This is a genomic window from Thermopetrobacter sp. TC1, from assembly GCF_000746275.1.
Classification (GTDB): domain Bacteria; phylum Pseudomonadota; class Alphaproteobacteria; order Rhizobiales; family Aestuariivirgaceae; genus Thermopetrobacter.
Genome location: NZ_KN050830.1, coordinates 19,260 through 34,297 on the forward strand (window position 1 = coordinate 19,260; position 15,038 = coordinate 34,297).

Here is a 15,038-nt window from a genome sequence, read left to right on the forward strand (position 1 = left end):
TTCTTTCCTGTGTGGCGAATCACCCCATGCACGCCTTGCGCCTCATTGCACCACCGGCGCGGGTTTTCGCAAGCCCCCTTCGCGTCGCGGCTTTGAGGATGCGTGACCTTTCTTAAAAAGTGATAATCATTATCATTATGGCACGCACCTTGCGTTTTGGGGCTGCACAGATGCCGCACGCCGTTGCGCAAGGGCGCAGGCGTGCCATCCCGGAACAAGCAGGGACGCGCCCCCGCACGAATGAACATGAGGAATTGCCATGGCATGGACATCGATCATCCCCGCCTTTGCGCCCGCAGCCTGTGATCCGCCGGCGACCGGCGCTGCAGCGGAAGCGGACTGGCATGTGGCGCTCCTTGAGGATGTCCATGCCGCGGAAACATTCTGGCAGGAGCTGTTTGAGACCGCCGGCAGGCACGTCTATCAGCATCCCGCCTTTCATACCGCCTGGTTCAAAACCTTAGGCCGGCGCAAGAGGGCAGGGCCCCTCATCATAGCCGTGCATCATCAGGGCCGGCCGTTCCTGCTGCTGCCGCTGCTGGTTAAGCGCATCGGCCCGCTTGCCATTGCCGTGCATGCCGGTGAGAAGCATGCCAACATCGCAGGTCCCCTTTGCCGCAATGATGATCACGCCCTGATCACGCAAGCGCTTACCATTGTTTGCGCACACCTGAAACGGGCCGGCATCGATCTCCTTCTCATGCAGAACGTGATTGCGCAGGCGGACGGGCAATCGCCCGCGTCTTCCTGGCCGCGCGTCCGCTGGATCATCACCGAACGGTTTTTCGAGGCGGTATTGCCCGCCAAGGGGCTTGAGGCCTTTTTCTCCGCCCATCGCAGCCGCAAGGCCCGCGCCCGCCTGCGTCATAAGCGCAACCGCCTGGCTGCTGTCGGAACCCTGCGGATCGGCAGGGTGACGAAGCGGGCACAGGCCCATGAGGCCATTCACACGCTTCTGTCCTGGAAAGCCGCCCGCCTGGCGCGCAAGGGCGCCGCCGCAGCGCCCGGCATCATGGCCGGATGGGCCGCCTTCTATCGCGCCCTGTTCGATCAGGGCCTTCTTGAAATTTACACCCTGTCCGTGAACGGGCGGCTTTTGGCCGTCCTTGCCGGCGCTGCCGCCCATGGCCGCTTTTCCGTCTTTGCATCGGCTTTCGATGCCGATGCGCCTTTGGCACGCTACAGCCCCGGCGAAGTGCTGCTTGCCCATCTTTTCGATGCCTTGCCGGCAAGAGGTGTGCGCCGCCTTGATCTTGGCGTGGGCAGCATGCCCTACAAGCAGGCCTGGAGCACCTCCATCCATCCTGCCGGCACTCTGCTTGTGTCGATAACTTGGCGCGGAAACCTCGCCATGCGCGCGCTGACACCGCTTCTTGCCCTGAAACCCGCCGCAAAACGCATCCTTGAAAAACACCCCCGCCTGCGCCGCCCGCTCACCTTCTTTCACACCGCCGCCAGATGGCCGGTTTCAACATGAAACGTGTTCCTTCCTCTGCTGCGTTCCGGCGCCGTTGACCATTTTGTCGAATTTTTCCCGCCCGGGTCTTGACCTCTGCTATGGCTCCGCCTATGTCCTGCGCAGCTGTTAGCACTCACCTCAAGAGAGTGCTAACAGCTGTAAGGCCGTTCGGCCCCAGGGTTCGGCCCCAAGGCCGGCATGAAAGGATTTCGGTATTGGCGTCCCGGGATCGGCATGCGGGGCGCTTGAAGGTGGACCATCCATCATTGCAGGACTGCCAAAGCCTTTAGGGAGAAAGGACGATGAAATTTCGGCCCTTGCATGATCGCGTTCTGGTGCGCCGCATCGAGGAGGAGAACAAGACTCCCGGCGGCATCATCATTCCCGATACCGCCAAGGAGAAGCCCCAGCAGGGCGAGGTTCTTGCCGTTGGGCCCGGCGCCCGTGACGAGACCGGCAAGATCGTGCCGCTCGATGTGAAGGTGGGCGACAAGGTGCTCTTCGGCAAGTGGTCCGGCTCGGAGGTGACCATCGACGGCGAGGAGCTCCTGATCATGAAGGAGTCCGACATCCTCGGCATTCTCGAGTGAGCGAAAAAGCGCCGTCGCTTGCGGGGCGTGAACATGAAGAATTCGTGACAAGGAAGGGACAGGTAACGCCATGTCTGCCAAGGAAGTGAAATTCGGCTTCGATGCGCGCGACGCGATGCTGCGCGGTGTCGACGTGCTGGCCAACGCCGTGAAGGTGACCCTGGGCCCCAAGGGCCGCAATGTGGTCATCGAGAAGGCCTTCGGCGCGCCGCGCACCACCAAGGACGGTGTGACCGTCGCCAAGGAGATCGAGCTTGAGGACAAGTTCGAGAACATGGGGGCGCAGCTGGTGCGTGAGGTGGCCTCCCGCACCAATGATGTCGCCGGTGACGGCACCACCACCGCCACCGTGCTCGCCCAGGCCATTGCGCACGAGGGCATGAAGCTGGTGGCCGCCGGCGTGAACCCCATGGACCTGCGCCGCGGCATCACCAAGGCGGTGGAGGCCGTGGTTGAGGACCTTAAAAAACGCTCCAAGCAGTGCCAGTCCTATGAGGAGATCGCCCAGGTCGGCACCATCTCGGCCAATGGCGAGAAGGAGATCGGCGAGCTCATCGCCAAGGCCATGGAGAAGGTCGGCAACGAGGGCGTGATCACGGTCGAGGAGAACAAGGGCCTGGAGACCGAGCTTGAGGTCGTGGAAGGCATGCAGTTCGACCGCGGTTACCTCTCGCCCTACTTCATCACCAACCCCGACAAGATGGTGGCCGAGCTGGAGGATCCCTACATCCTCGTCTATGACAAGAAGCTCTCCTCGCTGCAGGCCATCCTGCCGCTGCTTGAGCAGGTGCTGCAGGCCAACCGGCCGCTCTTGATCATCGCCGAGGACGTGGAGGGCGAGGCCCTGGCCACCCTCGTCGTCAACCGTCTGCGCGGCGGCCTGAAGGTGGTGGCGGTCAAGGCGCCCGGCTTCGGCGATCGCCGCAAGGCCATGCTGCAGGATATCGCCATCCTCACCGGTGGTCAGGTGATCTCCGAGGAGCTGGGCACCAAGCTGGAGAATGTCACCCTTGACATGCTCGGCACCGCCAAGAAGGTGATCGTGGACAAGGACAACACCACGATCGTCGACGGCGCCGGCAAGAAGGAGGACATCGAGGCCCGCATCAAGCAGATCAAGCAGCAGATCGAGACCACCACCTCCGAGTATGACAAGGAGAAGCTGCAGGAGCGCCTGGCCAAGCTCGCCGGCGGTGTTGCGGTGATCAAGGTCGGCGGCGCCACCGAGGTGGAGGTGAAGGAGCGCAAGGACCGCGTGGACGACGCGCTCAACGCCACCCGCGCCGCCGTGGAGGAGGGCATCGTGCCCGGCGGTGGTGTCGCCCTGCTGCGGGCCAAGAAGGCGCTTGAGGACCTCAAGGGCGACAACGAGGACGAGCAGGCGGGCATCGACATCATCGCCCGCGCCATCGAGGCGCCCATCCGTCAGATCGCCGATAACGCCGGTGTTGAGGGTGCGGTGGTCGTCGGCAAGGTGCTGGAGAGCGACGATCCCAACTTCGGCTTCAACGCCCAGACCGGCGAGTATGGCGACATGATCAAGATGGGCATCATCGACCCGACCAAGGTGGTGCGCACCGCGCTGGAGGATGCCTCCTCCGTCTCCGGTCTGCTCATCACCACCGAGGCGATGATCGCCGAGAAGCCGAAGAAGGAGTCCGCCGCCCCGGCCAATCCGGGCATGGGCGACATGGGCTTCTGATCCGTCGGCCGCCTCACGAGAAAAAATCAGGCCCGCCGGAACCGCTTCCGGCGGGCCTTTTTGCACGGAAATGAAATTGCCGGGTTTTGGCGCTTGGCCCCTGATATGTCTGCGCAATCAGGAAAGGTCCTCGATGAGGGAGGCGCGGACGTTTTCCGGCACCGTGGCTTCATGGGTGTATTCGGGATGCTCCACCCCAACGGTCATGGGCGCGCCCGCCTTGAGATCGGCGATCATCTCCGGCGTGAGTTCAAAGCGCAGGAAATGCACCGATGAGGTCTTGTCCTCGGTGGAGCGCTCAAGATCCTCGTTGGCGATGGCATAGACCTTCTCGTGATCGCCGATGCGGATCCAGATCCTGTTTTCCGCGCCGACCAGGCGGGAGAGCCATTCGATGCGCTCCTTGGGATCATCCCACTCGAACATGAAGGTGGCCTTGAAATTGGAGCCGTCGGGGATGAGGGGATTGTAAACGTCCAGCTCCTCCTGAATGCCCTCGGGCTCGAAGATGCGCTCGATGCGCAGCATCTCCTGGATCTGATACTGCATGGTGAGCGAATCCTCGAAATGAATGGTGGCGTTGGGGCCCACCGGCACGATGCGGTTCTTCTTGTGGGCCATCACCTTTTTGCGGAATTCGGGGCGGGCGACGGCATATTCCTCCAGCGAGAACAGATCCTCGCGCTTAAGCGGCCCCTTCTTCTTCTCGCCCTTGCGGGTCAGAACATCCGTGCTCATGGGTCTTGCCTCCTTGTGATCCTGATATGTCTGTCCTTTCAGTCCTCACGGCGGTGATGCGTGGGCACAAGCGGCCTGTCGGTAAACAACCAGTCGCGCAGCTCGCGATCGAAGGCCGGATCGCGGCGGCGGATCCATTCCAGGATCATGGCCGCATGCTCCTTCTCCTCATCACGATTGTGCTCAAGGATCGCGCGCAGCTCCTCATCCGCGCAGGCATCCATGCGCTGGTTGTACCAGTCCACCGCCTCAAGCTCCTCCATCAGCGAAACGATGGCGCGATGCATGTCGCGGGTTTGTTCTTTCAGCTCCTCAACGGGTTCGTGATAGCCCTCGTTGGCCATGGCTTTAGCCTCCCTGTTCTTTCATGGCGCACACTACACGACACAATGTTGCCATCTTTCTCGTCACCCCGGCGAAAGCCGGGGTCTCGTGCCGCAAACTCATGCGATTGTGGCCGGAGATACCGGCTTTCGCCGGTATGACGATGGATGTGTCGTGTAGTATGATCATGGTGGTTGAGCTCTCAGATGCCATAGGCCTTGCGCAGCAGGCTGATGGGATGCTCCACCGCTTTCTCTCCGGCCTTTAAGTGCTCCTGATAGATGTGCTCGATGTGATGGCCTGCCATGGGGCAGTCGGAGCCGTAGTGATCCGCCTTCTGGCTCTGCACCTGGCGGGCGACGGGACGGCCGATCTTCACCGCCGCCTCGTGATGCTCCGCCTTCACCGCATAGGTGCCGTCATGGCCGGAGCAGCGCTCCACGATCCTCACTTCCGTATCCGGAATGAGTTTTAAAACCTCCATGGTCTTGCGGCCGACATTCTGCACCCGCTGATGACAGGCGGCATGATAGACCACGCGGCCCAGGCCCTGCTTGAAATCGGTGTTCATCTTGCCTTCGCGGTGCCGTTCATAGAGATATTCGAACGGATCGAAGAAGGCCGCAGCCACCTTCTGCACCTGCTCATCCTCGGGGAAGAGCAGCGGCAGCTCCTGGCGGAACATCAGGGCGCAGGAAGGCACGGGCGCGACTAGGTCAAAGCCCTCGTCCACCAGCTGCGCGAGATAGGGGATGTTGGCCTCCTTCATGCGGGCCACGGCCTCCATGTCGCCCAGTTCCATCTTGGGCATGCCGCAGCAGCTTCTGTATTCCGCCACGCGCACCACGAGGCCATTGTGCTCCAGCACCTTCACCAGATCTTCCGCCACCTTCGGCTCGTTGTGATTGGCATAGCAGGTGAGGAACACCGCCACCTTGCCCCGGGTGCGCCCGGCTGCCTCGCCCTCGCCATTTCTGCCGAGATAGGCCTTCAGGCGCTTTTCCGCCGTTTTCGGCGCAAAGGGCGGAATCCAGGCCTCGTGATTGATGGCAAAGGAGCCCTCCAGCGCCCGGCGCAGCGGGCCGATGCGGTTGGCGGCATTCACAGCCTGCGCGATCAGCGGCCTGGCGAAGAACTTGCCCATCAGATCGGTGCTGGTGAGCATCTTGTCGCGCAACTTCGCGCCGTCCTTCTTGTATCTGAAGGCCTTGCCCTGCAGCATCAGGTGCGGAAAGTCGATGTTCCACGGATGCGGCGGCGTGTAGGGGCATTTGGTCATGAAGCACAGGTCGCAGAGGTAGCATTCGTCCACGACCTTCCAGTAATCCTTCTTGTCCACACCGTCGATCTCCATGGTGGGCGATTCATCGACGAGATCGAACAGCGTGGGAAAGGCGTTGCACAGGTTCACGCAGCGCCGGCAGCCATGACACAGGTCGAAGACGCGCTCCATCTCCTTCAGCAGCGCCTCCTCGTCATAGAAGGCGGGGTCCCGCCATTTCACCGGATGACGCTCCGGCGCCTCCAGATTGCCTTCGCGAATGCCTTCGGTGGGTGTCTTTTTCTCGCTCATCGCCCTGCTCCCGATCGTCTCCCGATGCGACCCGTTCGCTGAAGCCGCCGTCCCGGCGGCTTTCATCTGCCCCAAATTCTGCGAATTCAAATCATTCAAATAAATCGCTTGCAGAAAGGGCCGACCCGCACGACACGTTCGCCCTCCTTTTTAGGCAAGAATGCCGCGAGCCGGCCCCCGCATGCGTGATCATGCCGGCATTTTTCTCACGGGCCTTTTCGCGCCCATGAGGGGAAAACACCGGACATGGGCGTGTTGCAGATCAGTCCTCGAGCTCGTCGAGGGCCTTCTGATAGCGGTTGGCGTGCGAGCGCTCGGCCTTGGCCAGCGTCTCGAACCAGTCGGCGATCTCGTCGAAGCCCTCTTCGCGGGCGGTCTTGGCCATGCCCGGATACATGTCGGTATACTCGTAGGTCTCACCGGCGACGGCAGCCTTCAGGTTGTCCTTCGTGTTGCCGATGGGAAGGCCGGTGGCCGGATCGCCCACCTGCTCCAGATACTCCAGATGACCGAAGGCATGGCCCGTCTCGCCCTCGGCGGTGGAGCGGAAGAGGGCGGCGATGTCGTTGTAGCCCTCAACGTCCGCCTGCTGGGCGAAATAGAGATAACGGCGGTTGGCCTGGCTCTCGCCGGCAAAGGCTTCCTTCAGGTTCTGCTCGGTCTTGGAGCCCTTCAGTTCCATGGTTCTCTCTCCTCTTCAACTACGACACCATGTCGTCATCCGATAACTCTTCCGCTCAAGGACGCGACACGGGCGCCTTTGCCCTCCTGCCCGCGCTGGCAAGAGCGGGCGGGAAATTCGCAGGGTCTGCAGCGTCGTGTCGTCGTTCCCCCCCTGAAGCGTTCCCTTATGTGTGACAAAGTCACGGATATTTTATTAGAACAATTCTAATTTGCTGTCCACCCCTTCTCGAGAAAAATTTTTTGGCATTTCTCTTTGGCGCCTGATCAGCGTGTTTCGCGCCAGTCACCCCTGATCGCATCGCTTTCGCGCCGGGGTTCTGTGCGGCGCCCTGGCCGCTTGACGGCGCCCGGCTCCTGCCGCACATGAACATGTGGGGCCTGCTAGGGGAGAATGCAATGCGCAACCATGTCCGCATGATACGCGACAGGCGTGCTCATACCGGCCAAAACCGGTATGTCAGGCTGTTAACGCATGCATTGATGGGCAAAAAGCCCGCCTGCCGCCGGAGAGAAGGGAAAAAAGACTTATTTGCGTCATCTCATGCCATGGCCAGAGTTACCACCGCCCTGCTTGCGCTCGGCCTTCTCGTTTCTGCCGGTGCGCTTTCCGGCCATGCGGCCACGCGCGCGGAGAAGGCCGCCCCCGCAGCCCAGCCACCGGAGGAGATCAGGGAAATCATCGAGGATTCCTGCACCTTCTGTCATGGTGATCGCGGCGAGGCCTCCAATCCCATCTATCCGCGTCTTGCCGCCCAGAACCGTGATTACCTGATCAAGCAGCTGAAGAACTTCCGTGACGGCAAGCGCAAGTCCGACATCATGAACGAACAGGCCGCAGACCTGACAGATGCGCAGATCGAGGCTCTGGCGGACTGGTTTTCACGGCAGCCGCCCCTGGCGCACAAGCTCTCCGACTACGAGCAGGAGCAGCTGCTGTTCAAGGTGGGCGAATACGTCTTCAAGTATGGCGATCCTTATGCCGACATTCCGCCGTGCATGACCTGTCATGGCCGGCAGGGCGAAGGCTCGGCCAAGCTGCCGCGGCTGGCCGGACAGCACAGGCATTACATCATCAAGCAGCTCAAGGCCTTCTCCAAGCGCGAGCGCACCAACGACAACGCCATCATGCACTCGATCGTGCGCAAGCTCTCGCCGCTCGCCATGCAGGGCGTGGCGCTCTATCTCAGCATCCTCGCCCCGGAGGCCAGCACGGACAAGAACTGACACGAGACAACACGAGGAAACGAGGAGAAGGGCAATGATGGCCAAGGCCTTGAACATTCTGATGCTGGCGGGCGCCGCCGCGCTGTTTTCCATGGGAGTGTCTGCCCATGCCGCAGAAAGCAACACCGGGCAGAAACCGCCCGCCGAGCCCAGCCCGCGCGTGAAGAAGATCCTGGAGGAACGCTGCCAGCTCTGTCACGGCTTTCATGGCGAGGCCTCCAATGCCATCTATCCCCGCCTGGCGGCGCAGAACCGCGCCTATCTGGAAAAGCAGCTGCGCCTGTTCCGTTCCGGTGTGCGCAAAAGCGATATCATGAACGAACAGGCCGCCAAGCTGACCGATGAGGAAATCCGCGACCTTGCCGCCTGGTTTTCCGCACAGCCGCCCCTGTCGCACCGCGTGCCGCGCACGCCGAAAAAGAAGCTTCTGCTGAAGATGGGGGAATACTATTTCCGCTATGGCGATCAGTTCATCGATATTCCCGCCTGCCGCGAATGCCACGGCGAGGATGCCCGCGGCAGCGAGACCCTGCCGCGGCTGGCCGGACAGCATCGCAAGTACATCGTCAACCAGCTGAAGGCCTTCAAGTCCGGCGAGCGCAAGACCGACGACGCCATCATGCAGCACATCGCCAAGAACTTGCCGCGGCTGGCCATGGAAAGCATCGCCCTGTTCTTAAGCACGCTGCAGCCGGAAGGCTCCTCCACCGCCGGCAATCAGAACTGAAAGCCGCCCTTATCGTCGCTGTTTGCAAGGGCGGGGTGAGGCGGCGCCAGCCTGCAAGTAAGCGCTGCTCGCTTATGACAGAACCGTAACTGGTCAAGGGCATCGCGACATGTTCTCATGCCTTCCCGGGAATGCGAATCCGCGCCGATGGCCGCCTCTTGAGCGGTGAGCTGTCCCTTGTGACGCCTTAATAAAGCAGGGGCGATGGGCCCAGAGGGATGTGCGCCGCCGCCAACAGGAACGGCCAGGAAAGCGGCCAGGACATGAATGCGATCTGAAACCATGAAACCGCTGGGCAGGCTTTTCGATTCGGTGGCGGGCAAGGCCCTGGGCAAGCATGGGCGGGAATGGGCGCTTTTGCTTGCGCACTGGCCGGAGGTGGCGGGAGAGGCGGCCGCCTTTTGCCGCCCGCTGAAGCTGGAGCGCCCGCGCGGAAAGGGAACGGCCTCGGGGCTGGTGCTGAAACTTCAGGCGCAGCCGGGGCGCGCCCTTGAGCTTCAGCACATGCACAGACAGCTCATCGATCGCATCAACGCCTTTTTCGGGCATGCGCTCATCGGCCGCATCGTCTTCGTTCAGGCGCCGTTCAGCCCGTCGCGTCAATCATCGCGTCCGCAGGCGCGCACGCTTCAGCCGGATCCTGATTTGATGCGCGCGCTTCAGGGCAGGATCCGGACCGTGCGTGATCCCGCCCTCGCCGAATCGCTGAGGCGGCTTGCGGAAGGCATCGCGGCGAAAGAAGGGCAAAGGCGCAGCGGCGAGAAGCGATCATGAACAATGGCGCGGCTTTTGGCCGGTCTTCCACAGATGCGGGGGCATAAGAAAGCGACAAGGCTTGGAAAAACCGAAACAATCAGCTAGGCACGAATCCATGAACACCATACTTGACAGACGCACACTCATTGCATCCTCCCTGGCCGGTCTTGCCGGCGTTGCCCTGAGCACCGGCGGGGCCGCTTCTGCTCTGGCGGCGGAGGAGGACAAGCCGGAGCGGGTCAACGTCAAGGTCCTCAACAAGCCGGTGCTGCTTGGCGACATGGTCCTTGGCAAGGAGGATGCGCCGGTGACCATTGTCGAATATGCATCGGCCACCTGCCCGCATTGTGCCGAATTTCATGAAAACACCTGGCCGAAGCTGAAGAAGGATTATGTGGACACCGGCAAGGTGCGCTTCATCTTCCGGGAGTTTCCGCTGGATCAGCTGGCGCTTGCCGCCTTCATGCTCGCGCGCTGCGCAGGCAAGGACAAGTACTTCCCCATGCTCGACCTGATCATGAAAAATCAGCGCACATGGGTGAAGAATCCGCGCGAGGAACTGCTCAAGATCGCCAAGCTGGCGGGAATGACGGAGGAACAATTCGACGCCTGCCTGAAGAACGAGAAAGTGGCCAATGGCATCATCGGCACGGCCAAGGATGCCTCGCGGCTGTTTCAGGTGGATTCAACGCCGGTGTTCTTCATCAACGGGCGGCGGGTGGTTGGCAATCAGGATTACGAGACCTTCCGCAAGATCATCGACGAGGAGCTGAACAAGGCGAAGGGCTGATGCGGCCCCATCGCCGCCCTTAAAAAGTCCGGGGCGGCGACATATCCATTGAGGCACGGGCGCCAGATGCAGGATGCCGCCGATGCACAGGCGGCGGGCATGCGGTGAGTGAAACAGGCCGGCGCCGGGAAGAAAGCCGCATCGGCTCACGGGGGCAGAGAGAAGAAGAAGGCATGCGGTTTCGCCGGCTCAGGCTTGTGGGGTTCAAGTCCTTCGTGGAACCCACCGAACTGCTCATCGAACCCGGTCTGACCGGGATCGTCGGGCCCAACGGCTGCGGCAAGTCCAACCTTCTGGAAGCCCTCCGCTGGGTGATGGGCGAGAATTCCTACAAGAACATGCGCGCCTCCACCATGGAGGACGTGATCTTCTCCGGCTCCCGCACGCGCCCCGCCCGCAACGTGGCGGAAGTGACCCTCACCCTGGACAATTCGGCCCGCACCGCACCGCCGCCCTGGCAGGAAAGCGAGATCCTTGAGGTTTCGCGCCGCATCGAGCGCGACCGCGGCTCCACCTATCGCATCAACGGGCGCGAGGTGCGTGCGCGCGATGTGCAGCTGCTTTTTGCCGATGCCTCCACCGGTGCGCGCTCGCCGGCGCTGGTGCGGCAGGGGCGCATTGGCGAGATCATCAATGCCAAGCCCCAGGCCCGGCGGCGCATTCTGGAAGAGGCGGCCGGCATCACCGGCCTGCATACCCGCCGTCATGAGGCGGAGCTGAAGCTGTCGGCCGCGCAGAGCAATCTCGAGCGCTTACAAGACATCATCGCCCAGCTCGAGGCGCAGGTGGCGATGCTGAAACGGCAGGCGCGCCAGGCGGAGCGCTATCGCACCCTTTCCCGCGAAATCTCCCGGCTGCAGGCGGCGGCGCTGTGGCATGCCTGGCAGGCGGCGGCACAGGCGGTGAGTGAGACGGAAGCCGAGCTGCAGGCCATCACCCGGCGGCTGGCGGAGCATGCGCGCACGGCCAGCGCCTTGTCGCGCAAGCGCGAGGCCCTGCAGGAGAAGCTCAAGCCCCTGCGCGAGGAAGAGGCCACCCGCGGCGCGGTGCTGCAGCGGCTGCTGGTGGAGCGGGAATCGCTGCAGCGCGCCACGCAGGCGGCAGAGCGGCGGCTGAAGGAAATGGAGGAGCGCCTCGATCAGGCCCGGCAGGATCTCATCCGCGAGGAAGAGGCGGCGGAGGATGCGGAAGAGGCGCTCAAGCGCCTGGAACAGGAACGCACAGCGTTGCTTGCGGTTGAAGACGATGAACAGGCGCGGATTGCGGCGGAAAAGCGCCTGAAGGAGGCGCAGGAAGCCTTGCGGGCAGTGGAAGAGCGCCTGCAGGCGCTGCAGAAGACCCATGCCGATCATGCCGCACGCAAAAGCGCCCTTGAAACCGCCCGCCAGCAGGCGCAGGCGCGGCTTGAGCGGCTGGAGCAGGAGCTGCGCGAGGTTGCGGAAAAGATTGAAGGCTTACGCGAAGAAGGCGCGCAGGATCAGGCTCTGGCGCAGGCCCAGGCGGCCGTGCAGGAGGAGGAAAAGGCCCTCGCCCAGAGCGAGGAATCCCTCGCCGCCGCGGAAGAGGCGTTGAACAAGGCCCGCGCCGAGGAAGCAGAAAAACGGCAGGCCTGGAATGACAGCCGCCGTGAGGCGGACGCCCTGGCGGCGGAGGTGCGCGCGCTTGAAAATCTGCTGGGTTCGGATGATGCCCGGGGCAAGCGTCTGATCGACATGGTGCGCGTGCAGGCGGGCCTGGAGCGGGCCTTCGCCGCGGCGCTGGGCGAGGCGCTGGAAGCGGGCACAGATGACGAGGCGGACGCTTACTGGCGGCTGCTGCCGCCGCTGCCGGAAGGCATTGCCCTGCCCGAAGGCGTCGTGCCCCTTTCGCACCATGTCTCCGGGCCGGATGTGCTTATGCGGCGCCTGTCTCAAACAGGCGTGGTGCAGAACGCCGATACAGGGCATGCCCTGCAGCCCGCGCTGAAGCCGGGCCAGCAGCTGGTCTCACCGGCCGGTGATCTCTGGCGCTGGGATGGCTATGTCTCCGCGGCGGAGGCGCCAACAGCGGCGGCGCGGCGGCTGGCGGAGCGCAATCGGCTGGAATCGCTGCGCAAGGCGCATGAAGAAGCTGTGGCGCGGGTGCAGGCGGCAGAAGAGGCGCTCAAGGCGGCCGCGACGGCGGTGAAGACAGCCGAAGAGACCTTGCGCGCGATCCGCAAGAGGCAGGCGGCGGCCCGGCAGGCGCTGGAAGCGGCGCGGCGCCGCCTGCAGCAGGCGGAACGCGAGGAAGCGGAGCGGCAACGCAAGCTCTCCGCGCTCAAGGAGGCCGAGGAGCGCCTTTCCGCCCAGATTAAGGAGGCCCGCGCCCAGCTTGCGCAGGCTGAAGACGCGCTTGCGGCCCTGCCGGCCATGGATGGCATTGAGGAGGACATTGCCGCGCTTGAGCGCCAGCGGGAGGAGCGGCGCGAAGCCTATGCACAGGCGCGCGCGCGCTTTGACGGGCTTCAGCGCGAGGCGAAGATGCGCGCATCCCGCCTTGCCGCCATCGAGAATGAGAAGAGTGCCTGGCTGAAACGGGCGGAACGGGCGCGGACCCGCAGCGAGACCCTGCGCCGGCGCATGGCGGACCTGCGGGCGGAGATGGACCGGCTGACAAAACGCCCTGAAGAAATCGAGCGCAAGGCGGCAAGACTTGCTGCCGCCATTGCCGAGGCCGAGGAGGCGAAAAAGGCGGCCGGCGATGCCCTGGCCGAAGCGGAAGGCGCCTTGCGCGAGACCGAACAGGCCTGGCGCGAGGCCGAACGGGAGGCGGCCGCGGCCCGTGAGGAACAGGCGCGCCTGCAGGCGCGGCTGGAGGCGGCCGAGGAGCGGCGGCAGGAAGTGGCCCTGCGCATTGCCGAGCGCATGGAGTGCCGCCCGGAGCATCTGGCGATGAAGGCGGGGCTGGAGCCCGAGACGCTGCCGGATCCGGATGAGGTGGCGCGGCTTCTGGCCGAGAAACGCGATGCCCGTGAGCGGCTGGGAGCGGTGAACCTGCGCGCGGAGGACGAGTTGCGCGCCGCGGAGCGCGAGCTTGAGAAACTGCTGCGCGAGCGGGAGGATCTGGAAAAGGCCATCGAGAAGCTGCGCGGCGGCATTGCCGCCCTCAACCGCGAGGGGCGGCGGCGCCTGCTGGAGGCCTTCGACAGGGTGAATGAATATTTCGCCTCGCTGTTTGTGACGCTTTTCGGCGGCGGCAGGGCGCATCTGGAACTGGTGGAGGATGATGACCCGCTGCTGGCGGGGCTGGAAATCTTCGCGCAGCCGCCGGGCAAGCGCACGCAGACCCTCTCGCTGCTTTCCGGCGGCGAACAGACCTTGACGGCGATTGCCCTGATCTTCGCCGTGTTTCTGACCAACCCCTCGCCGATCTGCGTGCTGGACGAGGTGGACGCGCCGCTGGACGAACACAACGTGGAGCGTTTCTGCAACCTGCTGGATGACATGCTGAAACGGGCGGAAACCGATTTCATCATCATCACCCATCACCCGATCACCATGGCGCGCATGCACAGGCTCTTCGGCGTGACCATGACCGAACCGGGTGTTTCCCGCCTCGTCTCGGTGGACCTGCAAACGGCCGAATCCTTACGCGAAGCTTCGTAGGGGATGCTCCGGTCATATTGATGTGCGTGAGGGGGATTCGCCTTCCATTGCAGCGATCACCGCGAACGCAGCGAATCCCTTTAAAAAACGGGACGGGGAATTCGCTCCCCATCCCGTGATTGGTGTTCATTCTCTCATGCGCTTTGGGGCACTGCCGAAGCACAGACGCGCCCGAAAGACCGGGCGCCTGAATTACAGCGCGGCTTCGAGGTTGGCCTCGGCGAACTCCCAGTTCACCAGATTGTCGAACCACACCTCGAGGAACTTCGGACGCAGGTTGCGATAGTCGATGTAATAGGCGTGCTCCCACACGTCACAGGCCAGGATCGGCACCGCCCCGTGCACGAAGGGGTTTTCGGCATTCGGCGTCTTCATGATCTGCAGCTTGCCGTCCTTCAGCGCCAGCCAGGCCCAGCCGGAACCGAACTGGGTGACGCCGGCGTTGATGAAGTCCTCGCGGAACTTGGCAAAGCCGCCAAGATCGCGGTCGATCATCTCGGCCAGCTTGCCCGGCAGCTTGTCGCCGCCGCCGTTGGGCTTCATGCCGTTGAAGAAGAACGTGTGGTTGAACACCTGCGCGGCGTTGTTGAACAGGCCGGGGTTCTTGCCGAAGGATTCCTTGATGATGGTGATCTCATCGGCATCTTCCAGCCCGGAGCCGGCCAGCAGCTTGTTGGCGTTGGTCACATAGGCGGCGTGATGCTTGTCGTGATGATATTCCAGCGTCTCCGCCGACATGTGCGGCGCCAGCGCGTCATAGGCATAGGGCAGGTCCGGCAGCGTGAATTCGAAGGCCATCGTGGCGTTCTCCCTTTCTTGGGTTGTCGTTTGCGTGTTCATGCGCA

At 63.1% G+C, this 15,038-nt stretch carries 13 protein-coding genes; 8 read left to right on the forward strand and 5 right to left on the reverse strand.

Annotated features, from left to right (window positions below):
- The first annotated feature begins 259 nt into the window (after window positions 1-259).
- The 3 genes from EK16_RS09595 (at window position 260) to groL (ending at window position 3,751) form a co-directional block, all read left to right on the forward strand.
- Window positions 260-1,477, forward strand: coding sequence for a GNAT family N-acetyltransferase (locus EK16_RS09595; RefSeq protein WP_038036674.1), 1,218 nt, complete (start codon window positions 260-262; stop codon window positions 1,475-1,477).
- Window positions 1,478-1,761: 284 nt separating this feature from the next.
- Window positions 1,762-2,049, forward strand: coding sequence for a co-chaperone GroES (groES, locus tag EK16_RS09600; RefSeq protein WP_038036675.1), 288 nt, complete (start codon window positions 1,762-1,764; stop codon window positions 2,047-2,049).
- A gap of 70 nt (window positions 2,050-2,119) precedes the next feature.
- Window positions 2,120-3,751, forward strand: a complete 1,632-nt coding sequence (gene groL, locus EK16_RS09605; protein WP_038036676.1) for a chaperonin GroEL — start codon at window positions 2,120-2,122, stop codon at window positions 3,749-3,751.
- Window positions 3,752-3,868: 117 nt separating this feature from the next.
- Here groL and EK16_RS09610 read toward each other — a convergent pair whose 3' ends face one another.
- From EK16_RS09610 to EK16_RS09630, 4 genes are all read right to left on the reverse strand, one after another.
- Entirely contained in the window at window positions 3,869-4,489 is a 621-nt protein-coding gene (locus EK16_RS09610) for a DUF3501 family protein (protein WP_051929209.1), read from the reverse strand.
- A 38-nt stretch (window positions 4,490-4,527) separates the two neighbouring features.
- Complete coding sequence (locus EK16_RS09615; protein WP_038036677.1) at window positions 4,528-4,833, reverse strand: encapsulin-associated ferritin-like protein; 306 nt, start codon at window positions 4,831-4,833, stop codon at window positions 4,528-4,530.
- A 182-nt stretch (window positions 4,834-5,015) separates the two neighbouring features.
- Window positions 5,016-6,386: a heterodisulfide reductase-related iron-sulfur binding cluster gene (locus EK16_RS09625; RefSeq protein ID WP_038036679.1), complete on the reverse strand. Its 1,371-nt coding sequence runs from the start codon at window positions 6,384-6,386 to the stop codon at window positions 5,016-5,018.
- A gap of 262 nt (window positions 6,387-6,648) precedes the next feature.
- On the reverse strand, window positions 6,649-7,068 hold the full coding sequence (locus tag EK16_RS09630; protein WP_038036680.1) for a rubrerythrin family protein: 420 nt from the start codon (window positions 7,066-7,068) through the stop codon (window positions 6,649-6,651).
- 548 nt (window positions 7,069-7,616) lie between these two features.
- On the opposite strand from EK16_RS09630, the gene EK16_RS09635 reads away from it, so the two are divergent.
- From EK16_RS09635 to EK16_RS09655, 5 genes are all read left to right on the forward strand, one after another.
- The gene (locus tag EK16_RS09635) at window positions 7,617-8,294 is read left to right on the forward strand and encodes a c-type cytochrome (protein WP_038036681.1); all 678 of its coding nucleotides are present in this window, start codon (window positions 7,617-7,619) and stop codon (window positions 8,292-8,294) included.
- A 34-nt stretch (window positions 8,295-8,328) separates the two neighbouring features.
- The gene (locus EK16_RS09640; protein WP_051929210.1) at window positions 8,329-9,021 is read left to right on the forward strand and encodes a c-type cytochrome; all 693 of its coding nucleotides are present in this window, start codon (window positions 8,329-8,331) and stop codon (window positions 9,019-9,021) included.
- A gap of 282 nt (window positions 9,022-9,303) precedes the next feature.
- The gene (locus EK16_RS11630) at window positions 9,304-9,795 is read left to right on the forward strand and encodes a DUF721 domain-containing protein (RefSeq protein ID WP_051929211.1); all 492 of its coding nucleotides are present in this window, start codon (window positions 9,304-9,306) and stop codon (window positions 9,793-9,795) included.
- Between the two features lie 97 nt (window positions 9,796-9,892).
- Complete coding sequence (locus tag EK16_RS09650) at window positions 9,893-10,567, forward strand: DsbA family protein (RefSeq protein ID WP_038036682.1); 675 nt, start codon at window positions 9,893-9,895, stop codon at window positions 10,565-10,567.
- 173 nt (window positions 10,568-10,740) lie between these two features.
- Window positions 10,741-14,193 carry a chromosome segregation SMC family protein gene (locus EK16_RS09655; RefSeq protein WP_038036825.1) on the forward strand — a complete coding sequence of 1,151 codons (3,453 nt, stop codon included), beginning with the start codon at window positions 10,741-10,743 and terminating at the stop codon, window positions 14,191-14,193.
- Between the two features lie 192 nt (window positions 14,194-14,385).
- Here the strand turns inward: EK16_RS09655 and EK16_RS09660 are convergent, their stop codons facing one another.
- The gene (locus EK16_RS09660) at window positions 14,386-14,991 is read right to left on the reverse strand and encodes a superoxide dismutase (RefSeq protein WP_038036826.1); all 606 of its coding nucleotides are present in this window, start codon (window positions 14,989-14,991) and stop codon (window positions 14,386-14,388) included.
- Window positions 14,992-15,038 lie beyond the last annotated feature (47 nt).